We start from the raw sequence: 25,138 nt of genomic DNA on the forward strand, positions 1-25,138 counted from the left end.
GCCTGATTAGCGGCTGATGATCGAAGGCATGTCGCCGCTAAAAATTTGTATCACCTCCTGGTCGGTAAGCGGCACATTTTTGCTACATACATAAATATGCTTTCCTTGCGGGCTGATACTTTTGGCTAGCTCAATATAGCTGGCAAATTCTACCTGACTATGGCCACCTTCATTCATCTCCATGGCATGGATGATGACGTTGTGTGAGTAGAACAGATCGATCAGTCGTTTAGCCGCTACCTTGCGTGCAAGTCGATCCAATAGTTTCATCGCAGGAATCATCTGCCCGAGCAGTAAGCGCGTGGTTGTAAAAGGCACTTCTGATTGCTCGGTCAGCTCTTTTTTAGTGTCCACGTTTCTGACGGTCAGGGTATCGCGATATATTCTGATATAGAGGCTGGCCATGCCATTTCTCTCCTTGTCTCTCTTCAACTGATAATACGACCCACGCGTTTCACCTTATTATTTTAAGCATAGTAAACAAAATGGTGGGTTTTTTGGAAAAAACACCGCGACTTTAGGGCGTGTTTTCGGTATTTTGTTTAGGATAAAAAACTCCGATGCTGATAGTAGACCAGTATCAGGTGTTACAACCCGAGTTGTCATCGTGGAAATCCATAATGAATATCCTTTTTGATAGCAATGAGACTATTTATCCCTTTCCGCCGAAGCCCAGACCCTTATCGGTTGATGCAAAACAGCACTATCGTAGCAGGATAAAGACGCTACTGCGGGAAAGAAACGCTGTCATGGTCGCGCACTATTATACCGATCCTGAAATTCAGGCGCTGGCTGAAGAAACCGGCGGCTGTGTAGCGGATTCGCTAGAAATGGCGCGATTTGGTAGCACTCATTCTGCATCGACGCTGCTGGTGGCGGGAGTCCGCTTTATGGGGGAAACCGCCAAGATACTCAATCCGGAAAAGACGATTCTGATGCCCACGCTGGAGGCTGAATGTTCGCTCGATCTCGGTTGTCCCATCGATGCGTTCAGCCGTTTTTGCGACGCGCATCCGGACAGGACCGTGGTGGTGTATGCCAATACTTCCGCGGCAGTAAAGGCGCGTGCAGATTGGGTTGTCACATCCAGCATCGCGGTAGAGTTGATCGAGCATCTGGATAGCCTGGGAGAAAAGATTATCTGGGCACCGGATCGCCATCTGGGGAGCTATGTACAAAAGCAGACGGGTGCAGATGTTTTGTGCTGGCAAGGTGCGTGCATTGTGCATGACGAGTTTAAAACGCAGGCGCTGCAACGCATGAAGATTCTGTACCCCGATGCGGCAATTTTGGTTCATCCGGAGTCGCCGCAGAGCGTGGTAGAGATGGCTGACGCGGTTGGGTCAACCAGCCAGCTGATTCAAGCGGCGAAAACGCTGCCACAGCGTGAACTGATTGTCGCAACTGATCGCGGTATTTTCTACAAGATGCAGCAGGCCTGCCCGGAGAAAACATTGCTGGAAGCGCCGACCGCGGGCGAAGGGGCAACCTGTCGCAGCTGTGCGCACTGCCCATGGATGGCGATGAATGGACTGGAGGCGATTGCTAACGGTCTGGAGCAGGGTGGCCATGCCCATGAGATTCATGTTGATGCCGCTTTGCGAGAAGGCGCGCTAATCCCGTTGAATCGCATGCTGGATTTTGCTGCTTCGCTAAAATTGCGTGTGAAAGGGAATGCCTGACGGAGATCCAAGGCAGCTTGATAGCGGTTTCTTACAATAATTGAGACAGGGTGGTGAGATGGATTTTTTTAGTACCAGTAATATTTTAATTCATATCCCTTTGGGCGAAGGGGGATACGACCTTTCCTGGATTGAGGCGATAGGCACGCTATTTGGCTTGCTGTGTATCTGGTTCGCGAGTCAGGAAAAAAATATCAACTATCTGTTTGGGTTGATTAACGTCACGCTGTTTGCCGTGATTTTTTTCCAGATTCAGCTGTACGCCAGCTTATTGCTGCAAATTTTCTTCTTTGCCGCCAATATTTATGGCTGGTACGCCTGGACGCGTAAGACAGATGCGCAGGAAGTCGAGTTACGCATTCGCTGGCTACCGGTGCAGAAGCTCATTGGCTGGTCGGTAGCCTGCGTTGTCGCGATTGGCTTGATGACGTTCTACATCGATGCGGTGTTTGCAGTACTAACGCGGATCGCTGTTTCCTGCATGCAGGGGCTGGGGTTGACGGTACAAATGCCGAACCTTCAGCCGGATGCATTCCCATTCTGGGATTCCACCATGATGGTGTTGTCGATTGTTGCGATGATCTTGATGACGCGTAAATACGTCGAGAACTGGCTGCTGTGGGTGGTGATTGATGTGATAAGCGTGGTGATTTTTGCTTATCAGGGCGTGTATGCGATGGCGGTAGAATACGCGATCCTGACGCTGATTGCCCTGAACGGCTCTTGGCTGTGGATTCAGAGCGCGAAGGAAAATCGCGTCAGCGCGGTTTCGAACGGCGTGTAATCCAAACTTAATGCTTGTGGCGGTGGCCTTCTGCATCATGCTTTTCACCATCATGAATAGCCGAATGATGGTTTTCCTGATGAAAAGAGCAGTGGTCATCATCACAGCGTTGATATTCCATCTGAATTGTCGCGTGTTCAATCTGGTAATGCTTCAGTAAGTATTCCTGAATACGTCTTAGCAGCGCATCGTGATCGTGAGGCGGCACCACCTGTGCATGCAGCGTCATCATCGGTTTTTCGCCAACCTGCCATAAATGAACATGGTGGATGTTCCTGACCTCGGGAATATTCAGCGTCACATCTTTCTGTAGTGCCTCAACACTGAGTTGGCTCGGTGTGCCTTCCAACAGTTCGTGAATACTCTCTTTTAATAGCGCCCAGGCGCTACGCAACACCAGACATGACACCAAAATAGAGAGAATCGGGTCGATAGGCGTCCAGTTGGTATAAAGGATGATGATAGCGGCAGCAATCGCACCAACGGACCCTAATAGATCGCCCAGCACATGTAGGGCCGCCGCGCGGACGTTAATATTTTTTTCTTCGCTACCATGGTGTAACAGCCAAAACGCCACGATGTTTGCCAGTAACCCGGCAATGGCGACAAGCAGCATCGGGACGCCAGCAACGGGTTGAGGGTCATAGAAGCGTTGAATCGCTTCCCAGAAGATAAAGGCAGTAATCAGTATCAACGTTAGCGCGTTCACAAAGGCGGCAAGGGTAGTGAGCCGCAGATAACCAAAGGTATGGCGCGCATTCGGTTTACGCTGCGCGAAACGCACGGCGACAAGCGCGACGAACAGCGCCGCGACGTCGGTCAGCATATGACCCGCATCCGCGAGCAGAGCTAGGGAGCCGGACAGCAGGCCACCAATAACTTCTGCCACCATAAACGTGGCGGTAATGATAAAAGCGGCCAGCAGACGTTTACTGTTGCCTGATTCCGTGTGGCTGTGGTTGTGTGCCATAAATCATCCTGAGTTGCGGTTTTATCCCACTTTACTGAAACCCACAGAGAAAACCTATCCTGTGATTCTCCGACCCGTCAACTGGGCTATTTTCTGGTGAAAATAGGACGGATGCGGCATCTGAGAGCATTTGATCGCGTAAATTCCACTGATTTCAGCGCCCTGATAACACCAGCTTGACATATAATAATCAATCTTCAATATGAAAAATCCCGTTTCTCAGGCTGCCCGCTCTGGTGGGATGGCGCGTATTGGATGGGGCTAACATACCGTTTCGGAACCGATGGATTTATTTATGAATTACCAAAATGATGATTTAAGAATTAAAGAGATTAATGAACTTTTGCCGCCGGTTGCTTTGCTAGAAAAGTTTCCAGCCACGGAGAAGGCCGCGGAAACGGTATCGTTCGCGCGTACAGCCATCCATAAAATTCTTAACGGCAATGATGACCGCCTGCTGGTGGTGATTGGTCCTTGCTCGATCCACGACACGAAAGCCGCGAAAGAGTATGCTGCGCGTCTGCTGACGCTGCGTAGCGAGCTGAGCGACGATCTGGAAGTGGTCATGCGGGTTTATTTTGAAAAACCACGCACCACGATTGGCTGGAAAGGGCTAATCAACGATCCGCACATGGATAATAGCTTCCAGATCAATGACGGCTTGCGCATTGCCCGCCAGCTGCTGCTGGAAATTAACGATACCGGTTTACCTGCTGCGGGTGAATTCCTCGATATGATTACTCCGCAATACCTGGCGGATCTGATGAGCTGGGGCGCTATTGGCGCACGTACTACAGAATCTCAGGTACACCGTGAATTAGCGTCTGGCCTGTCATGTCCTGTGGGCTTTAAAAACGGCACCGACGGCACGATCAAGGTAGCGATTGATGCGATCAACGCAGCCAGTGCGCCGCACTGCTTCCTGTCTGTCACCAAATGGGGACATTCGGCTATCGTGAACACCAGTGGTAACAACGATTGCCACATCATTCTGCGTGGTGGTAAAACGCCGAACTATAGTGCTGAGCACGTTAAAGACGTGAAAATTGGCTTGGAAAAAGCGGGCCTGACACCGCAGGTCATGATCGATTTCAGCCATGCGAACAGCAGCAAGCAGTTCAAAAAGCAGATGGAAGTCTGTACTGATGTCTGTGGGCAGATCGCACAGGGTGAAAAAGCGATTATGGGCGTGATGGTGGAAAGCCATCTGGTTGAAGGCAACCAGAATCTGGAAAGCGGCGAACCTCTGGTTTATGGCCGTAGCGTTACCGATGCCTGCATTAGCTGGGAAGATACAGAATCACTGTTGCGCCAGTTAGCGTCTGCTGTACGCGAGCGCCGCAATAAGTAATATCGAATAGCGTGACAGATAGCGGACAATAAAAAACTCGGCGATTGCCGAGTTTTTCTCATTTCAAAGGTAAATTACTTCGCTTTACCCTGATTAGCTACTGCGGCAGCTTTTGCGGCGATTTCGTCCGCGTTGCCCAGGTAGTAACGTTTGATTGGCTTGAAATTCTCGTCGAACTCATATACCAACGGCACGCCAGTTGGGATATTCAGTTCCAGAATTTCGTCTTCGCCCATGTTGTCCAGATATTTCACCAGTGCACGCAGTGAATTACCGTGAGCTGCGACGATGACGCGCTCACCGCTCTTGATACGTGGCAGGATGGTTTCGGTCCAGTAAGGCACAACACGTTCGATGGTCAGCGCCAGGCTTTCAGTCTGTGGCAGCTCTTTGTCGCTCAGAGAAGCGTAACGCGGATCGTGGCCCGGGAAACGTTCGTCATCACGCGTCAACTCTGGAGGCGTGATTGCGAAACCACGGCGCCATTGTTTAACCTGCTCATCACCGTATTTCTCAGCGGTTTCTGCTTTGTTCAGACCCTGTAATGCACCGTAGTGGCGCTCATTCAGTTTCCAGGATTTCTCAACTGGCAACCAGGCTTGATCCAGCTCGTCCAGTACGCTCCACAGTGTGTGAATGGCACGTTTCAGCACGGAGGTATACGCGAAATCAAAGGCAAAACCTTCGTCTTTCAGCAACTGACCTGCGGCTTTGGCTTCTGAACGGCCCTTTTCGGACAGATCAACATCGTACCAGCCTGTGAAGCGGTTTTCGTTGTTCCACTGGCTCTCACCGTGTCTTACCAGTACTAGCTTAGTTACAGCCATAGCTAAACTCCTTCCTATCCTAAGATTTCTGTGATAACTGATTTCATTATAGGGGGGGAGAACGGTTATCGGCAATCGATAGTCGATGGCAAGCGTGATTTATCCGCAGGTTATTTGCGTAAAATCACGCTCTGGCTTTACCGTTTCAGCAAACCGGAATCTCCCTTGTGTAATAACAGATAAACCGCTGGAATCACCAGCATTGACAGCAGAGGGGCACTAACCATTCCGCCTATCATCGGCGCGGCGATCCGCTGCATTATTTCGGAGCCGCTACCACCTCCCCACATGATGGGAAGCAGCCCCGCCATAATCGTTGCCACGGTCATCATTTTCGGTCGCACGCGCAGAACCGCCCCTTCGTGGATGGCATCCATTAGCTGCTGGCGCGAAAGCGCCTGACCCGCCACGCGGTGCTTTTCTACCGCATGATTGAGGTACAGCAGCATGATTACGCCAAATTCCGCCGACACACCTGCCAGTGCAATAAAGCCCACCGCACCGGCGACAGAAAGATTATAGCCGAGGATATAGAGTAGCCAGACGCCGCCAATGAGCGCGAAGGGTAAGGTTGCCATAATCAGCAGTGCATCTTTGATGCGGTTGAAGGTGATATACAGCAGCACAAAAATGATCAGTAGCGTAAAGGGCACGACAACTTTCATTTTCTCCGTGGCGCGCTCCAGATATTCAAACTGACCGGACCAGCTTAACGACACGCCCTCCGGCAGCGTGACCTGCTGGGCGACGGCCTGCTGCATGTCGTCAACGGCGGATTTCAGGTCGCGACCGCGTAGATCGACATAAATCCAGTCCGACAGTCGACTGTTTTCGCTTTTCAGCATAGGCGGCCCTTCGCTGACGCGAACATCGGCCAGTTCTGCCAGCGTTACTCTACTGCCATTGGCCGTTACGATGGGCAGGTCGCGCAATTTTTGCAGCGAATCGCGTAACTCACGTGGGTAGCGGATGTTGATGGGATAACGCTGGCGGCCTTCAATGGTTTCACCGATGTTTTGCCCACCGATTAGCGTAGCGACCACCGACTGAAGTTCTTCGACGGACACGCCGTAGCGTGCGGCGCGTTGACGATCGATATCAATATCGATATAGCGCCCGCCCGCCAGCCTTTCCGCCAGCGCAGACGTCACGCCCGGAACCTGTTTTACCACCTGCTCGATTTGCGCGGCGGTACGTTCGATATCCTCCAGATTGTTTCCGTTAACCTTAATGCCCACCGGACTTTTGATACCAGTGGCCAGCATGTCCAGACGGTTACGGATAGGGGGGACCCACACGTTGGCGATGCCCGGCAGGTTGACGGTACGATCCAATTCGGCAACCAGCTTGTCCATGGTCATGCCCTCACGCCACTGATCGCGTGGTTTCAGCCTGATCGTGCTTTCCAGCATGGTTAGCGGTGCAGGGTCAGTCGCCGTATCGGCTCGGCCCGCTTTGCCGAAAACCGACTCGACTTCGGGCACTGTTTTAATCAACCTGTCAGTTTGTTGCAGCAGTCGCCCAGCTTCCCGTGCGGAGATGCCGGGCAGGGTAGAAGGCATATACAGCAGGTCGCCCTCATCCAGCGGCGGCATAAATTCGCTTCCCAAACGGCTAAGCGGAAATAGCGTCAGTAGCAATAGCAGGCCGGAAACCAGCAGCGTGGTCTTCGGATAGCTCAGCACTTTTTGCAGTACGGGATGATAGAGCGCGATCAGCCAACGGTTAATCGGGTTCGCCTGCTCGTCCGGTATTTTGCCGCGTACGAAATACCCCATTAACACCGGCACCAGCGTAATCCCTAATCCGGCGGCGACGGCCATGGCATAGGTTTTGGTAAAGGCCAGCGGTGAAAACATGCGACCTTCCTGCGCCTCCAGTGAGAACACCGGCACAAACGACAGCGTAATGATTAGCAGACTGCAAAACAGCGCGGGACCCACTTCTACCGCAGCCCGTTCTGCCAACTGCCACCACTCGTTATTCTGCGGCTGTTTCCCTGGGTTTTCATGCCGCCACTGTTCAATGACTTTATGCATGTTCTCTATCATCACGATGGCAGCATCCACCATGGCACCGATGGCAATCGCGATACCGCCTAGCGACATGATGTTAGCGTTCACCCCCTGATAACGCATGATGATAAATGCCCCCAGAATCCCCAGCGGCAGGCTGATAATGGCCACCAGCGCTGAACGGAAGTGAAACAGGAACAGGGCGCAGATGACGGCGACAACGGCAAACCCTTCCAGTAGTTTGAAGCTAAGCGTGTCGATAGCGTGTTCAATCAGCTGCGAGCGATCGTAGGTTGGGATGATCTCCACGCCTGCGGGCAGGCTTTTTTGTATTTCCTGTAATCGTGCTTTGACGGCATGCAATGTATTCAGCGCGTTTTTTCCATAGCGCATAACGATAATGCCGCCAGCCACTTCGCCTTCGCCATTCAGTTCGGCGATGCCGCGCCGCATCTCCGGTCCTTCTCTGAGCGTGGCGACATCCTGCAATAGCACGGGAATACCGTTGCGGGTGGTAATAACTACGTGGTTAAAGTCTTGTGCAGTTTTCAGGTAACCGGTGGTTCGTACCATGTACTCGGCTTCACCCAACTCCAGCACGGAACCGCCATTTTCCTGATTCGCTGCCTGAACGGCAGTGACGATCTGCTGATGGGTGATGCCCTGCGTCCGCATGCGCTCTGGATCGACGACGATCTGATATTGTTTGACCATGCCGCCCACGCTGGCGACTTCCGCCACATCGGGAACGGTTTTCAGCTCATACTTCAACAGCCAATCCTGAAAGCCGCGCAGATCGGCCAGACTGTATTTGCCGCTGCGATCAACCAGCGCGTATTCGTAGATCCAGCCGACACCGGTGGCATCCGGGCCGAGCGAGGTTTTGGCCTCGGCAGGCAGGCTGGATTGCACCTGACTGAGATATTCCAGTACGCGAGAGCGTGCCCAGTAAGGATCGGTGCCATCTTCAAACAGCACATAGACGTAGGCGTCACCGAACATGGAAAAGCCCCGTACCGTTTTGGCACCTGGTACAGAAAGCATGGTGGTCGTCAGCGGGTAGGTCACCTGATTTTCTACGACCTGTGGCGCTTTACCCGGATAGCTGACACGAATGATGACCTGTACGTCAGACAAATCGGGCAGGGCATCTAGCGGCGTTTTTTGCAGAGAAAGCAGGCCCCACGTCGCCATGAACAGCGCCGCCAGTAGAACCAGCAGACGGTTTTTGAGCGACCAGCGAATCACGTAGGCAATCATGGATGACCTCCATGTCCGGCATGTGGATCGTCAGCGGGTAAAAAATGCAGAACGTGAATCCCGCTATCGTCCATGTTGAACTGGAAACTAACAGTGCTACCGATCCCCACACCCTGTGGCAGCCCTGACGATGGCAGCGTGAAATCCATCGTCATTGGCGACCAGTTGAGTGCTGGAACGGCTTCATGCTCAATGGTGACCTGATTGCCGTTTATCGCTTTGAGCACTCCCTGCGTTTGATAACCAACGGGAGCGGCGGGCGTTGCCGATGTTGTTGGGGATATCGATGTGTCAGCATCAAATTGTGGCAGGGCGCTGCGTAGGCTGGCTTCGGAGTCAATCAGGAATTGACCAGAGGTGACCACGTTGTCGCCTTCTTTCAGCCCATCAATGATTTCCACCCAGTCGCCCAACGATGCGCCCGCGGTGACGCGGCGCGGGGTGAAATGGCCGCTACCGTCGCTTAGCAAGACACGATTTTGGCTACCGCTGACTAACAAGGCTTCCTGCGGGATCGCCAGACGCGGTTGTGCCTGAGTGTGAGATCGTTGGACAGTCAGGTACATGCCGGGTTTGAGCTGCTGTTGCGGGTTATCTAGCACGACGCGCGCTTTTAACGTACGCGTCGTACTATCCAACACGGGAAGCAGTTCACTGATGTTGCCGTGGAAAGTTTTGCCCGGCCAGGCACTGCTGGTGGCGCTGATGTCGCTGCCTATCGTTAACTGCGCCGCCTGCGCCTCGGGATAATCGACATCTACCCACACAGGGTTCAGGCTGGCAAGCTCGAATAACGACTGGGCAGGGTTCAACTGCACGCCCTGCCGCACCTCCAGCTTATTAACGTAGCCATCTACCGGCGCGGTAATCGCAATCCTGTCTTGCGGTTTACCACTACGCTCAACCTGTCGAATAATGGCTTCCGGCATGAATAGTAGCGCCAATCGCTGGCGAGCCGATTGGGTCAGTATTTCGTCGTCCAGTTGCCGTACTGCAAGATATTCGCGCTGTGCCGCCGCCCAGGTTGGGTTCCACAACGTGGCGAGCGTCTCGCCTTTCTTCACCTGCTGTTGCAGTGCATTGACCGTGAGCTTCTCGACAATGCCGCCGCTAGGCGCGACCAGGGTGTGTAATCCACGTTCGTTGAGCACGACGGTGCCATAGCCTGTGGTGCGATCGGCAAGTTCGCGCATTTCCGCGCGGGCTGTGCGAACGCCAAGATTTTGCTGCTGACGCGCGCTGACGGTGATTCCGCCATCTTCCTGCACGTCATCGGCATAGCGGGGAGCCAATTCCATATCCATAAATGGCGATTTTCCCGGTTTGTCGAAACGCTTGTCCGGCACCATTGGGTCGTACCAATAGAGTACGGATCGTTCTGGCTCGGCCGTAGAAGGCGAGTGCGGTGTTTGCTGTTTGCCAACCAGATAGCCCACGCCACCTGCACTGAGAATAGCCAGCGTCATCAGGCTAAGCATCAGTGATTTTTTCGTTACTATTTTAGTCATCGCGTAGGGCTTCCCTGTGGCGTTAGATAGCGGATAGCGGCCCAATATTGAGCCATTTCCCGAGCGGTATCCTGAACGGCAATCCGGCTTTCGAGCAGTGCCCGACGTGCATCCAATACGGCAGAGAGATTACTGCTACCGGATTGATACTGAACCTGAATCAGTTTGATGCGCTGCTGTTGGAGGGGGAGAATCTCGTTGTTCTGACGCTGCCAGCGTGACTGCGCGGCTTGATATTGAGCAATCAGCGTATCGAGTTGCGCTTGATGTTCTCGTTCGGTGAGCAATACTCTGTCGCGGGCCTCCATGCTGCGCGATACGTCTGCGGCGTAGTCCTTATCCTGACGCTTAGATTTGAACAGCGGCAGATCGACCGTCACCATCATGCCCGCCATGTCATCGTAATCATCTCCACGCTTCGCGTAATAGACTTCAACATCGACATTAGGGATGGCGGCAACGGCTGACTGTGCGGAACGAGCCTGAGCCAACTCGGCTTCTCGCTGTGCCTGTTGCATTTCTGGGTGCTGATGAATGGTGTTGCTCAACACATCCGGTGAAGCTGGTAGCCGTTCAAAGCGGGGAAGTTCGCCGTTTACATTGATATCTGCAATGCCGGTAAGCTGTACCAGCCGGGCATGTGCGATGCGGGTATCTCGCTCGGCATCGGCCTGTTTGTCTTGCATCGTTGCCAACGTCAGGCGGGCATCCAGCACGCTACTCGCTTCACTACCTGCCGCCACACTTGCTTTTTGTGAGGCGATCTGTCGCTGACTTTCGGTGACCGGCGCTGTTACCTCGCTCAACGCTTTCTGTGAGAGCGCCAGATCCAGCCATGCCTGTGCCGTTTCCCGTTGCAGGCGAGCACGAATACTTTCGCTATTACTTTGCAGCGCATCGGCTTCTACCCGAATGGCCTGAGCTTTGCTATCACGCTTACGGCTGCTGACGTAGGTTTGCATGACGCCGATACGCTGCATAGTCATCCCTTCCCGCGTGAGTCGGCTACCGTTGTTGCCGCCCAATGGCAGGTTCTCGACGCCAAATTTTAGTTTAGGGTCGGGAAGCTGTGTGGCGGAGTCGGCCATGTTCTGTAGCGCATTAATCTGGTGTTGATTGGCTGACAGATCGGCGGAGTAACGTTCCGCTGCCTGTAAGGCCTGCTCAAGACTCAGATCTGCCGCAAAAACGGCGGCAGGCAGCCACAGCAACATCGCCAGACACACGCGCGTGGCGTCGTGTTTGGATAAGTTCATGATGTGCTCCGGTTAGGGTTGCTGTGGCGTAATCGCGGTCAGAGTGTAGCCGCTGTCATTCTGGACAAAGCTGAAAGTGACTGACGTGTTGACAGGGAGCGGCGTTATTTCGCCACTGGACGGCAGCGTGAATGCCATCGTCATGGCGGGCCATTTTAGATCGGCAACCGGGGCGTGAGAGAGCGTTACGCTATCGGCGTTCCACTGCTTAACAATCCCAGTTGTCTGATAAACGGCTGTGGCCGCAGGGGGATTGGTATGCATCATCGCGTGATGCTGGTGATCGTTTGCCCACGCGGGGATGGTGAAGGAGGATACGAAAAAAATCAGGCTGCTGAACATGGCCGAGTAAGTGATACGCATAAAAATAATCCCAATAAAAGTAATTGATAAACAAGATGTTGCGCCCGCTGGCGCAGGAGTTATCAATAACTTGGGTTATTCTCTGAATCGGCAGAAGCGGATCTCGGCCGGAGGGCCAGCCGCAGGAGGAGAGAACCAGGCATCGCATGCCTGCTTGATCGTCACAGGGTTATCAGCTAAAACCAGTTCACCGCTGACTGGCAGTGCTAATAATGCCAGTGAGCCGCTATCCTGCTTCACGCTATCCGGCACGCAGTGTTTTTCACACAACGGCGTTTGTTGGTCGGCAGCGTAAGACGCTTTAGCTGCATGATGCGCGTTAGACGATAACGGCTGAACGTCAGCCTGTTGCAGATGTACCTGATGCTGGATAGCGGGGGATGTCTGGCTGAGCGTCATGTCGCATTGATGACCTGCGATAGCCAGTTGTGCATTCAGGAAAAGCCAGCACAATACCAATAGCCATCCCCACCTGCCTTTATGGCGCAGATGATGAATGAGTAATGGAGACCGTGATGATGCGGACATGGCGTTTCCTTTTTGGACGTCATTGCAGTGTAAGCGCCTAAGCTGGAAGGGGGCAAGCGGGGAATGGCATAGTTTTGTAAAGTAGTTTTGTAAATTGGCAGATACTCATCTGCCAATGTTATCAACGAGTTAATTATATTTAATCGTGTGGTTACTGGATGAGAAATTGGTACGTGGTGTCCGAGCGATAGACTTTCCCCGGTTTCAGCCAGCAGTCGGGCTGCGGCCAGTCTGGATGATTCGGGCTGTCAGGCAGGAATTCGCTTTCCAGCGCGACACCGGCATAGTTTTCATACTGACCACCGTCTCGCGATGGTGTTCCGGTCAGAAAGTTACCGCTATAGAGCTGTAAGGCAGGAGCGCTGGTGAAAACGCTCATCAGCACGCGGCCATCGGATGACCACAAATTTGCAGCCGGGCTTTCGCTGGATCCACAGGTGCGATGCAATAAATAGGCGTGATCGTAGCCGCCAACAGCCATTTGATCGCTATCGCGTAGGAAATCTTCCTCCAGCGTTTTTGGCTGGCGGAAATCCATTCCGGTAGCGTTTACCTGCGTCAGATCGGCGTTAGGAATGCCCGCACTATTGACGGGTAAATAATAGTCGGCAAATAGCTGCAACTGGTGCTTACGTACATCAGTCACATCGCCATCAAGGTTGAAATATGCGTGATTGGTCAGGCAGACAGGGCAGGCTTTCTCCACGGTAGCCTGATACGCGATTTCTAACGAATTATGTTCGGTCAGCGCGTAGGTCACTTGCACATTAAGATGCCCTGGATACCCTTGATCGCCATCCGGTGAGTGCAATTGGTAAGTCACCTGCGTTGCATCCTGACTCGCAATTCGCCAGCGGCGGGCATGGAAGCCTTCCGGGCCACCGTGCAATTGATGCTCGTTCTGATTCGGAACCAGATGAAAGGTTTCGGTCTCTCGGGTTAATGTGGCTTTGGCTACGCGGTTGGCATAGCGGCCAATCGATGCACCGAGATAAGCGTTTTGTTGCGGATACTGTTGGGGCGATGCACAGCCCAATAGGACTTCGCGTATTTCACCCTCTGGCAGCGGTAGCTCACAGGAAAGCCAGGTTGCACCCCAGTCCATCAGGCATACACGCATGCCTGCGTGATTCTGCAAGGTCGTTAATTGAAACGGCTGACCATCTGGTGCCAGCGTGCCAAGACTTTCATTCAACATGACTTGCTCCTGTAGAGGCCCGACAAGATAGAGGGTGGCGATGCGTGTAATGCTGGGGAAGGCGGCAGAAATTAACTCAGCTTATCTTCCCCTTAATTTGTCACCTGGCGTAAAAAACGCAGTTATGCCTCTTCGTACCCATTAGGGTGGTTGGATTGCCAGCGCCAGGTATCCTGCGCCATTTCTTGCAATGAGCGCGTGACGCGCCAGTTAAGATCTTTCGCCGCACGTTCGGCATCTGCCCAATAAGCAGGCAGGTCGCCTTGGCGGCGTGGGGCAAAATGGTGAGCCAGCGGCTTACCACAGGCCTGACTAAAGGCTTCGACGACCTGCAATACACTGTAGCCTACGCCTGCACCCAGGTTATAAATATGTACGCCAGCACGATTTTGCAGGGTATTCATGGCGGCGATATGACCGTCAGCCAAATCGACGACGTGGATGTAATCGCGTACACCAGTACCGTCAACGGTAGGGTAGTCATTACCGAAGATCGCTAGTGAGTCGCGACGTCCTACAGCAACCTGAGCGATGTATGGCATCAGATTATTGGGAACACCCTGCGGATCTTCGCCCATCTCGCCAGAGGGATGGGCACCGACTGGGTTGAAATAACGCAACAGCGTAATACTCCATTCTGGTTCCGCATGCTGTAAGTCTTGCAGAATTTGCTCAACCATCAGCTTGCTACGGCCATAAGGGCTGGCTGGTTGTCCGGTCGGGAAACTTTCCTGATAAGGTGTGTGCGGTTGATCGCCATAAACGGTAGCGGAGGAGCTAAAAATCAAGCTTCTCACGCCTGCTTTCTTCATCGCTTCAACCAGCACGAGCGTACCGTAAACGTTATTGTCATAGTAGCTCAGGGGTTCACGCACCGATTCACCCACGGCTTTTAAGCCGGCAAAGTGGATGACGGAATCAATGGCGTGCTTAGCGAAAATATCGTCCAGCAGTGCGCTGTCGCGGATATCTCCCTGATAAAAAATGGGCGTCTTATCGGTTAGACGTGTAATGGTTTTAACGACGCTAGCCTTGCTGTTGCACAAGTTATCGAGAATGACGGGTGTGTGCCCAGCAGCCAGCAATTGTACGCAAGTATGACTTCCTATGTAACCGCTACCACCTGTGACAAGAACGTTCATAATGACCTCTATTACTGTAATGCTGCAAAATAACATGACTAGATGCTGATAAAGGTGATCTACAGCGAGAATCTGCCTATGTTATCGATGATTTTTTTACGAATAAATATAGTAAAGCGTAGGCTACAGTGTAAATGAGCCTGACTTTCTACTCTATATTTTATTTTGTGGTAGCGTTATCATCCCTATTTCCAGGTGTTATTTACATAATTCATCAATCTGGTAGCGATAGATGTCATTGTGTGGGACGAAAGTGAGCCGGTGTGTGATGCACTCGGGCGCGTCTTCTGCGTGGTGAGAGACAAAGAGTAGCTGCGTTTCTCCCTCGCCAATCAAGATATCCAGCCAGCGGCGAACCAGTTGGCGATTGAGCGGATCAAGCCCCTGTAGAGGTTCGTCAAGGATGAGCAGGGCAGGGTGTTTGACTAACGCGCGGGCAATCAGCGTCAGACGCTGCTGGCCCCAAGAGAGCGATTGAAACGGCGTATCGGCGATAGCGCCACTGAGCCCAAGCAGGATGAGCCACTGTTCGGTCAGGTGACGTTGACGATCGGAGACGGCCTGATAAATACCGATAGAGTCAAAAAAACCAGACAGGATGACGTTGCGTACGCTGGTGCTGACGCGGTAATCCAAATGCAAGCTGCTGCTAACGTAGCCGATGTGGCGCTTGATATCCCAGATGGTTTCACCGCTGCCGCGCTTACGGCCAAATAGGGTGAGATCATTGCTATAGCCTTGCGGGTGATCGCCGGTAATCAGGCTGAGCAGCGTCGATTTCCCTGCGCCATTTGGCCCGATAATCTGCCAATGCTGGCCGGGAAACACTTCCCATGTCAGCTCATGCAGAATGGGGCGATCGTTGTACTGCACCACGCCGTTGCGTAGCAGAATACGTGCTTCATCGGCGGGAAGTGTCACATGCCGTTGTGGATCTTCGGGTTCTGGCAGCGAACTTCCCGACAGTTTTTCGCTAAAAGCGAGCTGTGCCACCAGCGCTTCAGAGAGAATAGCTTTACGCTCACCAATGCGGGTCAGCGTACAGTCTGCCAGCACACCAATATGGTTGATAAAATCAGGGATGTCGTCAAACCGGTTCAGAATGAGTACCAGCGTATAGCCCGTGTCTACCAGTTTCCGTAGCTCATCAGCAAGCTGCTGGCGGGAGGTGACGTCCAGCCCATCAAAAGGCTCATCAAGGATCAGCAGATCGGGCTGAGGCATCAGTGCCTGACAAAGCATTGCCTTGCGTGTTTCCCCCGTCGAGAGGTACTTGAAGCGACGCTCTAGCAAATGCGCAATACCAAACTGGCATGCCAACTGTTGGCAACGTGTGGGATCGTTGAGGCTATCCTGAATCACTTCTGCCGTAGTGCGGCCGGTGTCATCTTCACCTTCACTCAGGAGATCGGTGTTATTGCGTTGCCACTCGTCGGAAACCAGCTTTTGCAATTGTTCAAACGACAGGCGAACAGGATGCTGAAACCTCGTTGTTCGTTCACCACTCAATAATGGCAGTTCGCCAGATAGCGCCCGCGCCAGTGCCGATTTACCACTTCCGTTGGCCCCGACAAAGGCCCAGCACTGGTTTTGTTCAAGCGTCAGTTCGTCCAAACGCAACATGCGGGTATCGCTGAGACGAAACAATCCTTGCGTGATTTTCAACAATGACATCTTCTCTCCTTCGTCAGTGGCCGATGGCCTGCTCTAGTGGTCTACAGCATTCAGCGTTATTAACAAAGCGTGGCGATGATGACTCGGTCGGCATGAAAACAGGCTTTCACGTCCATTCCCTGTTGCAGTTTTTGCTGTTCAAGCAAGGTATTTGGCACCATGGCGCACAAGGTCTCTCCCCCCGTCAACGTAATCAGAATTTCGCTGTTTTCCGCACCGTGCTGAATGGCCTGAATTTGCCCTGGCAAGACGTTATCAACGACAGGCGCGGTGGATGTGGCGGCGTACACATCGATCCACGGTGCTTTAATCAGGGCCAGCACCTCTTTCCCTTTCTGTAATTGCAGGCGCTCGGCGCTTTGTTGCGTAATCAGCGCGCTGATCGTTGTTTTACCATCGGCAAGTAAAATATCCAGATGTTGTTGCACCTGCTCTTCACCGCGTGCGAGCACGGTTCCAAAAAACTGATTACGTGCACTGGTTTGCAGAGAGAAACGCGCGATGGCTGCCAGCAGGCTATCCAACGGCAGCCCGTCTTCCTGTAAGACATCAAAAGCTTTTTGCTGAATCTGTGCGAGCAAATCATACAATTGAAGAAGGCGTTCGCCATAACGGGTGAGTTGCGCACCGCCGCCGCCTTTGCCGCCGGTCATGCGCTCGACGATGGTTTGCTCGGAAAGTTGGTTCATCTCATTGATGGCATCCCATGCGCTTTTGTAGCTAATTCCCGCCAGTTTGGCTCCCTGACTGATTGAACCGGTATGACGAATTTGCTTGAGCAATTCAATACGCCGCGGGTCGGCGAATAAACGCTGTTGGAGTTTCAGGGTGAGAAGAATTTCAGCCTGCATAGTGGGAGCACCGTCGGTGAGTTTAATTCTCTGTATTGTCGCTATTTTCTTCATCAGGGGCAAATCGCACAAATAGACGCACTATTTTCTCTTACTGCGGTAGACTAGATCACAATTACGACGATTTCGGTTTACGGTGAAATAGCGTACCAAAAGGGCTAGAGTAGCGGTAACCGTTGCAATAAGTGAGGTAAGCATGTTGGAGTTGTTGAAGAGCCTGCTGTTTGCAGTTGCCATGGTTCCTGTGATGATGGTGATTATCATGGGTGCGATTTATTGCCTGGGCGAAGTATTTAACGTGTTGTCCCGCATCGGTCATTCTGACGGTCAGCGCGCAAAGAATCAGCACTGATTCACGATCCTTTTCTATTTTGATGTCCGGCTTCTTGCCGGACATTTCTTTTCTACCTCCTAATATACCCCTAGATAATTCGAGTTTCAGGCAGGCGGCAAGAGAAGGAATCCCGATGAGCTTACTCAAGTAAGTGATTCGGGTGACTGAACGCAGCCAACGCACATGCAACTTGAAGTATGACGGGTGTATCTACCTCTTTAAAGCGCATGACACTTCTTCATAATTCGTTATATTATTATTTACACAACGATAATTGTCAGGAGACAAGAATGAAGCAGCAATGGTTAAAATGGTTCGCCGCATTGACACTCAGTGCAGGAATGGCGTTGCCCGCGGTGGCAGAAGATAAAGTCACGGTGTTCGCCGCGGCATCATTGACGAATGCGTTGCAGGAGATCGCTACGCAATATCAGAAAGAGAAAAACGTCGCTGTCGTGGCGTCTTATGCCTCATCTTCAACGCTGGCTCGCCAGATTGAGCAAGGTGCGCCTGCCGATCTGTTCATCTCCGCTGACCAACAGTGGATGGACTATGCGCAAGATAAAAACCTGATGGATATCGCTACGCGCCATACGCTGCTGGGCAATGAGCTGGTAGTGATTGCGCCGAAGGCGAGTGCGCAGAAAGAGATTAACATTGACGATAAAACGGACTGGAAAAGCCTGCTGAAAGACGGACGTCTGGCCGTTGGCGACCCCGATCATGTGCCTGCTGGGATCTATGCTAAGGAAGCGTTACAGAATCTGAAAGCCTGGGACGAGCTTTCCCCGCTGATGGCGCGAGCCAATAATGTGCGCGCAGCCATGGCGCTGGTGGAACGTGAAGAAGCCCCGCTCGGTATTGTTTATGGTTCTGATGCGGTTGCTAGCGATAAAGTTAAGGTCATCGGTACGTTCCCAGCGGCGAGCCACAAGCCTGTCGAATATCCGATGGCGATAGTGAAAGAGCATAAAAACGCTGCGGTTACCGGCTTTTATGACTATCTGAAAACACCTGAAGCGGCCGCAGTGTTTAAACGTTACGGCTTCGCGCCGCGTTAATGATGCTGAGCGATTACGAATGGCAGGCGGTTGAGCTGAGCCTCAAAGTTTCCGTTGTGGCTGTGGCGTGCAGCTTGCCGTTTGGGATACTGATGGCGTGGGTTTTGGTGCGCTGTCGGTTTCCCGGCAAATCACTGCTGGATAGCATTATCCATTTACCATTGGTGTTGCCACCCGTGGTCATTGGTTATTTGTTGCTGGTGGCGATGGGAAGACGCGGCGTAATCGGTTCCTGGCTTTATGACTGGTTCGGCTTCAGCTTTAGTTTTAGCTGGCGCGGTGCTGCGTTAGCGTCGGCGATTGTCGCGTTTCCGCTTATGGTTCGAGCGATCCGGCTGTCGCTTGATGCCGTCGATACGCATCTGGAACAAGCCGCCCGGACACTGGGTGCCTCACCTTGGCGCGTGTTTTTCACCATCACGTTACCGCTCTCTTTTCCTGGAATCGTGGTTGGAACCGTATTGGCGTTTGCTCGTTCGCTCGGCGAGTTTGGCGCGACCATTACGTTTGTCTCCAATATTCCCGGCGAAACCCGAACCATTCCACTGGCGATGTATACCCTGATTGAAACACCCGGAGCAGAAGCTGATGCAGCAAGGCTGTGCATCATTGCCATCGTCTTGTCGTTGGCTGCGCTGATGGCATCGGAGTGGCTAACAAACTGGAGCCGCAAGCGGTTGGGGGGATAATGCTGCAACTCGATTTTCATCAACAGCTGGGTAGCCTTGAACTCCACGTTCAGTCTGAACTGCCCGCCAACGGTATTACCGCTATTTTCGGTGTGTCTGGGGCAGGAAAAACCTCACTGATCAACGCTGTTGTTGGCCTGACCCGACCTGATGGCGGCCGGATTGTGCTCAATGACCATGTGCTGGTGGATACGCAGCAGCGTGTTTTCCTACCGCCAGAAAAACGACACATCGGTTATGTGTTTCAGGATGCTCGCCTGTTTCCGCATTATCGTGTACGCGGTAATTTGCGCTACGGCATGGCTGAAAAAATGGCATCGCAGTTCGATGACATCGTCAATTTACTGGGTATTGAGCATTTACTTAATCGCTACCCGCTGACGCTATCTGGCGGAGAAAAACAGCGCGTTGCGATTGGTCGGGCGTTGCTGACTGCGCCAGAATTGCTGCTCATGGATGAGCCGCTGGCATCGCTGGATCTGCCCAGAAAGCGTGAGCTGTTGCCCTATTTGGAACGGTTGGCGAAAGAGGTCAATATTCCTATTCTGTATGTCAGCCATAGTCTGGAAGAAATTGTCCGGTTAGCCGATCATGTTGTGGTGCTTGATAAAGGCAAGGTGAAAGCGCAGGGGCTGCTGGAAGAGGTGTGGGCCAGTAGCGCGTTACGCCCTTGGTTACCGAAAGATGAGCAGAGCAGCATTCTGAGTGTGCGCGTGTTGGCACAGCATGAGCATTACGCAATGACGGCATTGGCATTAGACGACCAGCAGGTATGGGTCGGAAAAGTCGAGCTGCCGCAGGATGCCGTATTGCGCATTCGCGTGAATGCCGCCGATGTCTCTCTGGTGCTACAGCCGCCGGAAAAAAGCAGTATCCGTAATGTGCTGCGTGCCTGCGTGGAGGAATGCATTGATGTCGATGGACAGGTTGAAGTGAAGCTGGCCGTTGGCCAGCAGACGCTGTGGTCCCGTATTACACCGTGGGCACGTGACGATCTCGCGCTTCATCCGGGGAAAATGCTCTATGCGCAGATTAAGAGTGTGTCGATTACGGCGTAAACATAGGCTGAGCGGTAAGGTAGTGTCCTGCATCGCTCGGTCTATTGTGTTGAACAGCCGATATTTTGTGACTAAGATAACAAATTGAGGATTGAGAGTGATTTTCAATTCGTTTTTTCTACCGTGTGAACAAGGTAGTCAGATAAGTTATCCCGGCTTCATTATTTTTTCATCATAAAAAGTAATCGATTACTTTTTGTTTTCACCTGTGCTACGGGATAAAAATAGGAGAAGGATATGCCTTGTATGACATTGTTACGCCGTGCGTTCGCGATACCGCTGTTGTTGATGGTTTCATCTGGTCTGGCGCTTGCTGAGCGTCCAGCAGAAAATCAGAAAATAGCGTTGCAGATGTATACGCTGCGTAGCGTTAGTACGCTTGATGAGCAATTCTCTATGGCGCACAACGCTGGGTTTAAAGCGGTTGAACTCGTCGGGACGCACGGTATTAGTGCGTCAGAAATGAAAGGGTTGCTGGGGAAATATCAGTTAAAAGCCATTGCTGCACATGTCCAGCTTGGCGAACTGAAAAGTAATATGGCTGAGGTTGTGGCCTTTAACAAAGCAATTGGCAACCGCATGATTATCGTGCCGTGGCTAAATGTTGAAGACCGACCGAATAGCGCAGAGGGATGGCAGCGCTTTGGTACAGAAATGAACGACCTTGGGCGTGAACTGAAGAAGCAGGGTATGCAGCTGGCTTATCACAACCATAATTTTGAGATGAAGAAGTATCGCGGCAAAACGGCGCTGGAAATTATGTTAGATGCCGCAGAGCCTGAGAACCTGATGCTGGAAATGGATGTTGCCTGGGTATCCCGAGGAGGGCAGGATCCTACGCGCCTTCTGCGCCAGTACAAAGGCCGTATCTACTCGATTCATGCGAAAGACAATACCTCCATCGGTATCCGCGATGATGAAATGAACTTTGCCCCACCGGGCGAGGGCATTTTGGCGTGGGAAGAGATTCTCCCAGCGGCGGCCAAAGCGGGCACCCAATGGTTTGTTGCTGAGCATGATTTGCCGAAAGATCCGCAGGCCATTATTTCCGCCGCCTACCAGGCGTTATATGAAAAACTGAGTAAGGTAAAAAGTAAGTAAGAAATAGAGATATCAACCTGCGGTCAGCGAACCGCAGGCTGTCAAAAGTGGGGTTATGAACGGTGTATTCTGCGTGGGTTAGCTGGATGCCCGTTCGACAAACGTCCATTCCAGTAAGCGCTTTTCTGTTTCGCTGGCAGGCTGGTCAATCTGTTGTAACAGTAACTTCACGGCTTCTCTGCCGATATGCGCAGACGGCTGCTGAATAGTGCTGAGCTGCGGTGAGGTGATGTAGCCCAGTTCCGAACCGTCGAAACCGATCACGGCAATATCCTGTGGCGCGCGCAGTCCTCCCTCGTTAATTGCCGATAATGCGCCTGCTGCCAGCGTATCGGATACTACAAAGACGGCATCCGGGCGTTCTGGGGCGTGAAGTAGCGCGGTCATTGCCGCTTTTCCGCCTTCATAGCTCAGCGCATTAGCGTATTCTACTTTGCCATAATCAAACGCATTTTCCGCGATAACGTCACGATAGCCTTTCTCTCGTTGCTGGGCATAGAGGTAATTCATATCGTGGTTAATCATGGCGATACGGCGGCGGCCTTTGCCAATAAAGTGATTAATGACGAAACGGGACGCCTCTGCATCATCAATACCGACGGATGAAACGGCGGAGGTATCATCATGCTCGGCGCACTGTACCCAAGGCGCGGTGCCAATCATGTCCTGAAGCGCTGACAGCGTCGAAATGGCGTCCATGGTAATCACGCCATCGACCATTTTACCGGACAGCAGTTGCAGGCTGGAGTGGGCGCGAACGATATCAGAGCCGGAATTGCATAGAAGTATGCGGTAGCCATTTTCTTCCGCTTCCGCCTCAATGCCTTTTACCACATCGGCGCAGAAAGGGTTGGCAATGTTGGAAACCATGACCAAGAGCATGTGGCTGCGTGCGGTACGTAGCTGTCGGGCTAGTAAATTCGGCTGATAGTTACTGTTTTTTATCGCATTGAGAACACGTTCCCGGTTTTGCGGCTTCACGGTATCAATGTTGTTCAACACCCGTGAAACCGTTGCGACCGAGACACCCGCTATCCGTGCTATTTTTTGAATCGACATAATTCAGAAGGCACTCACGCTACTTATGCTTGGCTGAGCAGATTACCATAAATATCTCTGGCTGCATCCCGCGGGCGTTGTACCTGCGGGATGAATGCCATAAGAGAATGAGCGGCCTGATGCCTTAATCGGCGACCTTCACCCACGCTTGCTGCTGGTGACTTTGCACGATGGCATCAATGATGAACATGATGTTCGCACCATCGTAGAAGGTGGCGAAATTGAACGGATCGACGCCGGGTTTTTTACCATCGCGCAGGTAGGTGTAAAAATTCGCCATCATATTTTTGAACGCATCCGGCCAGCCCTCGATATGCCCACCGGGGAAATGGACTGCGGCGGCGGCTTCTGGGTTTAGCAACGATGGATCGTCCGACAACAGCTGATTGGGTTTATCTCTATGGCCGATCCATAGCTGCTGCGGTGTTTCCTGATCCCAGGCCAGCGATTGCTCGCTACCATTCACTTCGAACGTCAGGCGGTTTTTCCGGCCTGCGCTGACCTGAGAAACGGTAAACGATCCGCGGCTACCATCATCAAAGCGCAGTAAAACGGTCGCGTAATCTTCGGTTTTAACCGGTTTGTCGTCGTACTCGGGCGGTCTATCGGATGATGAGAACGTGGCGGTGCCATTCCGATTAGATTTGCGGATCGGATGGACGATAGCGAAATCTGCGAAGACTTCGACAATTTTCCGGCCGGAAATAAACTGTACCGTATCGCACCAGTGTGAGCCGATGTCGGCTACTGCACGGGAAATACCACCGTACTCGGGTTCAACACGCCAGTTATAGTCGGTGTCGTGCAGCATCCAGTCTTGCAGATAGCCGCCGTGCACCGCAAAGAGTCGGCCTATTTCCTGACGCTTAATCATGCTGGCTGCCTGCTGCACCATGCCAAATTGGCGATAGACAAAGCTGACGCCGTGGACAACCCCTTTTTCTTCTGCCAGTGCGACCAGTTCACGCGCTTCTTCGCTGGTCATACACAGCGGCTTTTCCGAAAAAACGTGTTTGCCTGCCTGAATAATCTGCTTATTGATCGCTGCATGGAGATGGTTTGGCGTGCAGTTGTGGATGGCATCGATGTCTGGGTGATTTAACAAATCAGCGACGCTGCCGTAGGCATGAGGAATGTTGAGCTGCCGGGCTTTCTGTTGAGCGACATCCAGCGAGTTTTCCGCCAGCGCCACCACGTCAACAAAGCCGAGGCGACGAATTGCCTCTATATGTGCCGGGCCAATAAAACCGGAACCAATAATGCCAACGCGGATCATTCTGCATCCTCCTCTTTTAATCCCAACATTTTTCTTACCAACGGACGATCGTCGCTGGTGGCAGCAAAATCGTCAAAGGCGCGCTGAGCGACGGGAATAATGTGGCGATTGATGAACGCCGCACCTTCTTTCGCACCACAGTTGCTGTCTTTCAGGCAGCATTCCCACTCAAGCACCGCCCAGCCGTCGTAATCGTATTGGGCAAGTTTGCTGAAGATAGCGCCAAAATCGATCTGTCCATCTCCCGGTGAACGGAAGCGCCCGGCGCGTTCAGCCCATGACTGATAGCCGCCGTAGACGCCGCTTTTGCTCGATGGAGTAAATTCCGCATCTTTCACATGGAACGCTTTGATTCGCGCATGGTAGCGATCGATAAAACCGAGGTAGTCCATCTGCTGTAAATGCATATGGCTGGGATCGTAAAGAATGTTGGCGCGCGGGTGATGATTGACGACATCAAGGAAGCGTTCAAAAGTTACGCCGTCGTGTAAATCTTCGCCGGGATGTAGCTCGTAACACACATCCACGCCGTGCTCGTCAAAACAGTCGAGGATCGGCGTCCACAGTCGGCCGAGTTCTTTAAAGGCTTCCTGAATCAGGGCTTCTTTACGCGGTGGCCACGGGTAAAAATAAGGCCAGGCCAGCGCGCCGGAAAATGTGGCGTGGGCGTTGAGCCCTAGGCGTGAAGAGGCTTTTGCCGCCTGCTTTATTGCTGAGATGGCCCACTGCTGGCGAGCTTGTGGATTGCGGCGGTAGGCTGGTGGGGCGAAATCGTCAAAAGCATCGTCATAAGCAGGGTGGACGGCAACAAGTTGTCCTTCCAAATGAGTCGACAGTTCGCTGATGGTCAGCCCGTGCTGTGCCAGCAGGCCTTTCACCTCATCACAGTACGTTTGGCTGTCGGCGGCGGTGGCTAGGTTGAATATATGCGGATGGTTACAGGGAATTTGCAGCGCTTTAAAGCCTAATCCGGCTGCCCATTGCGCCAGATTTTCCAGCGAGTTAAAGGGAGCCTGATCGCCAATATACTGGGCGAGAAAAATACCCGGTCCTTTTAACGTTTTCATTATTACCTCCTTTGGCAACGGGGTGTGGTTATCAATACCGTTGCACGATTGCGATAGCAGTAGTGGAGAAAACGGGATGAGTGC

23 protein-coding genes are annotated in these 25,138 nt (G+C 52.5%); 8 read left to right on the forward strand and 15 right to left on the reverse strand.

All coding sequences use genetic code 11. The annotated features are described in order from the left end of the window. Positions 1-6 precede the first annotated feature (6 nt). The gene (locus GZ59_RS06810) at positions 7-405 is read right to left on the reverse strand and encodes a YjaA family stress response protein (protein ID WP_039290806.1); all 399 of its coding nucleotides are present in this window, start codon (positions 403-405) and stop codon (positions 7-9) included. 215 nt (positions 406-620) lie between these two features. On the opposite strand from GZ59_RS06810, the gene nadA reads away from it, so the two are divergent. Both nadA and pnuC read left to right on the forward strand, forming a co-directional pair. After that, the gene (gene nadA / locus GZ59_RS06815) at positions 621-1,682 is read left to right on the forward strand and encodes a quinolinate synthase NadA (RefSeq protein WP_011092963.1); all 1,062 of its coding nucleotides are present in this window, start codon (positions 621-623) and stop codon (positions 1,680-1,682) included. Between the two features lie 58 nt (positions 1,683-1,740). Beyond that, positions 1,741-2,466 (forward strand): nicotinamide riboside transporter PnuC, encoded by a 726-nt coding sequence (pnuC, locus tag GZ59_RS06820; protein ID WP_039290809.1) that lies wholly within the window; start codon positions 1,741-1,743, stop codon positions 2,464-2,466. A 7-nt stretch (positions 2,467-2,473) separates the two neighbouring features. Here pnuC and zitB read toward each other — a convergent pair whose 3' ends face one another. Further along, positions 2,474-3,436 (reverse strand): CDF family zinc transporter ZitB, encoded by a 963-nt coding sequence (gene zitB, locus GZ59_RS06825; RefSeq protein ID WP_039290811.1) that lies wholly within the window; start codon positions 3,434-3,436, stop codon positions 2,474-2,476. A gap of 295 nt (positions 3,437-3,731) precedes the next feature. On the opposite strand from zitB, the gene aroG reads away from it, so the two are divergent. Further along, a complete protein-coding gene (gene aroG / locus GZ59_RS06830; RefSeq protein WP_011092966.1) occupies positions 3,732-4,787 on the forward strand; it encodes a 3-deoxy-7-phosphoheptulonate synthase AroG in 1,056 nt (351 codons plus the stop codon). A 74-nt stretch (positions 4,788-4,861) separates the two neighbouring features. Here aroG and gpmA read toward each other — a convergent pair whose 3' ends face one another. From gpmA to modE, 10 genes are all read right to left on the reverse strand, one after another. Beyond that, entirely contained in the window at positions 4,862-5,614 is a 753-nt protein-coding gene (gpmA, locus tag GZ59_RS06835) for a 2,3-diphosphoglycerate-dependent phosphoglycerate mutase (protein ID WP_011092967.1), read from the reverse strand. A gap of 137 nt (positions 5,615-5,751) precedes the next feature. Then, positions 5,752-8,889, reverse strand: a complete 3,138-nt coding sequence (locus GZ59_RS06840; protein ID WP_039290815.1) for an efflux RND transporter permease subunit — start codon at positions 8,887-8,889, stop codon at positions 5,752-5,754. Then, entirely contained in the window at positions 8,886-10,397 is a 1,512-nt protein-coding gene (locus tag GZ59_RS06845) for an efflux RND transporter periplasmic adaptor subunit (protein WP_039290817.1), read from the reverse strand. The genes GZ59_RS06840 and GZ59_RS06845 overlap by 4 nt, the downstream gene beginning before the upstream one ends. Next, complete coding sequence (locus GZ59_RS06850; RefSeq protein WP_011092970.1) at positions 10,394-11,653, reverse strand: TolC family protein; 1,260 nt, start codon at positions 11,651-11,653, stop codon at positions 10,394-10,396. The genes GZ59_RS06845 and GZ59_RS06850 overlap by 4 nt, the downstream gene beginning before the upstream one ends. A gap of 12 nt (positions 11,654-11,665) precedes the next feature. Beyond that, positions 11,666-12,016 (reverse strand): copper-binding protein, encoded by a 351-nt coding sequence (locus GZ59_RS06855; RefSeq protein WP_011092971.1) that lies wholly within the window; start codon positions 12,014-12,016, stop codon positions 11,666-11,668. Positions 12,017-12,091: 75 nt separating this feature from the next. Next, positions 12,092-12,544: a hypothetical protein gene (locus GZ59_RS06860; protein WP_011092972.1), complete on the reverse strand. Its 453-nt coding sequence runs from the start codon at positions 12,542-12,544 to the stop codon at positions 12,092-12,094. Positions 12,545-12,695: 151 nt separating this feature from the next. After that, positions 12,696-13,742 carry a galactose-1-epimerase gene (gene galM, locus GZ59_RS06865; protein ID WP_011092973.1) on the reverse strand — a complete coding sequence of 349 codons (1,047 nt, stop codon included), beginning with the start codon at positions 13,740-13,742 and terminating at the stop codon, positions 12,696-12,698. Between the two features lie 122 nt (positions 13,743-13,864). Beyond that, positions 13,865-14,884 carry a UDP-glucose 4-epimerase GalE gene (gene galE, locus GZ59_RS06870; RefSeq protein ID WP_011092974.1) on the reverse strand — a complete coding sequence of 340 codons (1,020 nt, stop codon included), beginning with the start codon at positions 14,882-14,884 and terminating at the stop codon, positions 13,865-13,867. Positions 14,885-15,082: 198 nt separating this feature from the next. Then, positions 15,083-16,558 (reverse strand): molybdate ABC transporter ATP-binding protein ModF, encoded by a 1,476-nt coding sequence (gene modF / locus GZ59_RS06875; RefSeq protein WP_039290820.1) that lies wholly within the window; start codon positions 16,556-16,558, stop codon positions 15,083-15,085. A gap of 59 nt (positions 16,559-16,617) precedes the next feature. Then, a complete protein-coding gene (gene modE / locus GZ59_RS06880) occupies positions 16,618-17,409 on the reverse strand; it encodes a molybdenum-dependent transcriptional regulator (RefSeq protein ID WP_039290822.1) in 792 nt (263 codons plus the stop codon). 196 nt (positions 17,410-17,605) lie between these two features. On the opposite strand from modE, the gene GZ59_RS22710 reads away from it, so the two are divergent. From GZ59_RS22710 to GZ59_RS06905, 5 genes are all read left to right on the forward strand, one after another. Continuing rightward, entirely contained in the window at positions 17,606-17,761 is a 156-nt protein-coding gene (locus GZ59_RS22710) for an AcrZ family multidrug efflux pump-associated protein (protein ID WP_039275566.1), read from the forward strand. Positions 17,762-18,033: 272 nt separating this feature from the next. Next, on the forward strand, positions 18,034-18,804 hold the full coding sequence (modA, locus tag GZ59_RS06890; protein ID WP_039290825.1) for a molybdate ABC transporter substrate-binding protein: 771 nt from the start codon (positions 18,034-18,036) through the stop codon (positions 18,802-18,804). After that, positions 18,804-19,493 (forward strand): molybdate ABC transporter permease subunit, encoded by a 690-nt coding sequence (gene modB, locus GZ59_RS06895; protein ID WP_011092979.1) that lies wholly within the window; start codon positions 18,804-18,806, stop codon positions 19,491-19,493. The genes modA and modB overlap by 1 nt, the downstream gene beginning before the upstream one ends. After that, the gene (gene modC, locus GZ59_RS06900; RefSeq protein WP_039290829.1) at positions 19,493-20,551 is read left to right on the forward strand and encodes a molybdenum ABC transporter ATP-binding protein ModC; all 1,059 of its coding nucleotides are present in this window, start codon (positions 19,493-19,495) and stop codon (positions 20,549-20,551) included. Before modB ends, modC begins: the two co-directional genes overlap by 1 nt. A gap of 237 nt (positions 20,552-20,788) precedes the next feature. Next, positions 20,789-21,652, forward strand: a complete 864-nt coding sequence (locus GZ59_RS06905) for a sugar phosphate isomerase/epimerase family protein (RefSeq protein WP_181023440.1) — start codon at positions 20,789-20,791, stop codon at positions 21,650-21,652. 78 nt (positions 21,653-21,730) lie between these two features. On the opposite strand, the gene GZ59_RS06910 is transcribed toward GZ59_RS06905, so the two are convergent. The 3 genes from GZ59_RS06910 to GZ59_RS06920 all read right to left on the reverse strand — a co-directional run bounded on the left by GZ59_RS06910 (position 21,731) and on the right by GZ59_RS06920 (position 25,054). Further along, the gene (locus GZ59_RS06910) at positions 21,731-22,711 is read right to left on the reverse strand and encodes a LacI family DNA-binding transcriptional regulator (protein ID WP_039290834.1); all 981 of its coding nucleotides are present in this window, start codon (positions 22,709-22,711) and stop codon (positions 21,731-21,733) included. Positions 22,712-22,835: 124 nt separating this feature from the next. Beyond that, positions 22,836-23,987: a Gfo/Idh/MocA family protein gene (locus tag GZ59_RS06915; protein WP_039290836.1), complete on the reverse strand. Its 1,152-nt coding sequence runs from the start codon at positions 23,985-23,987 to the stop codon at positions 22,836-22,838. After that, positions 23,984-25,054, reverse strand: a complete 1,071-nt coding sequence (locus GZ59_RS06920; protein WP_039290838.1) for a sugar phosphate isomerase/epimerase family protein — start codon at positions 25,052-25,054, stop codon at positions 23,984-23,986. Before GZ59_RS06920 ends, GZ59_RS06915 begins: the two co-directional genes overlap by 4 nt. Positions 25,055-25,138 lie beyond the last annotated feature (84 nt).

This window comes from Pectobacterium atrosepticum (genome assembly GCF_000740965.1).
Classification (GTDB): Bacteria; Pseudomonadota; Gammaproteobacteria; order Enterobacterales; family Enterobacteriaceae; genus Pectobacterium; species Pectobacterium atrosepticum.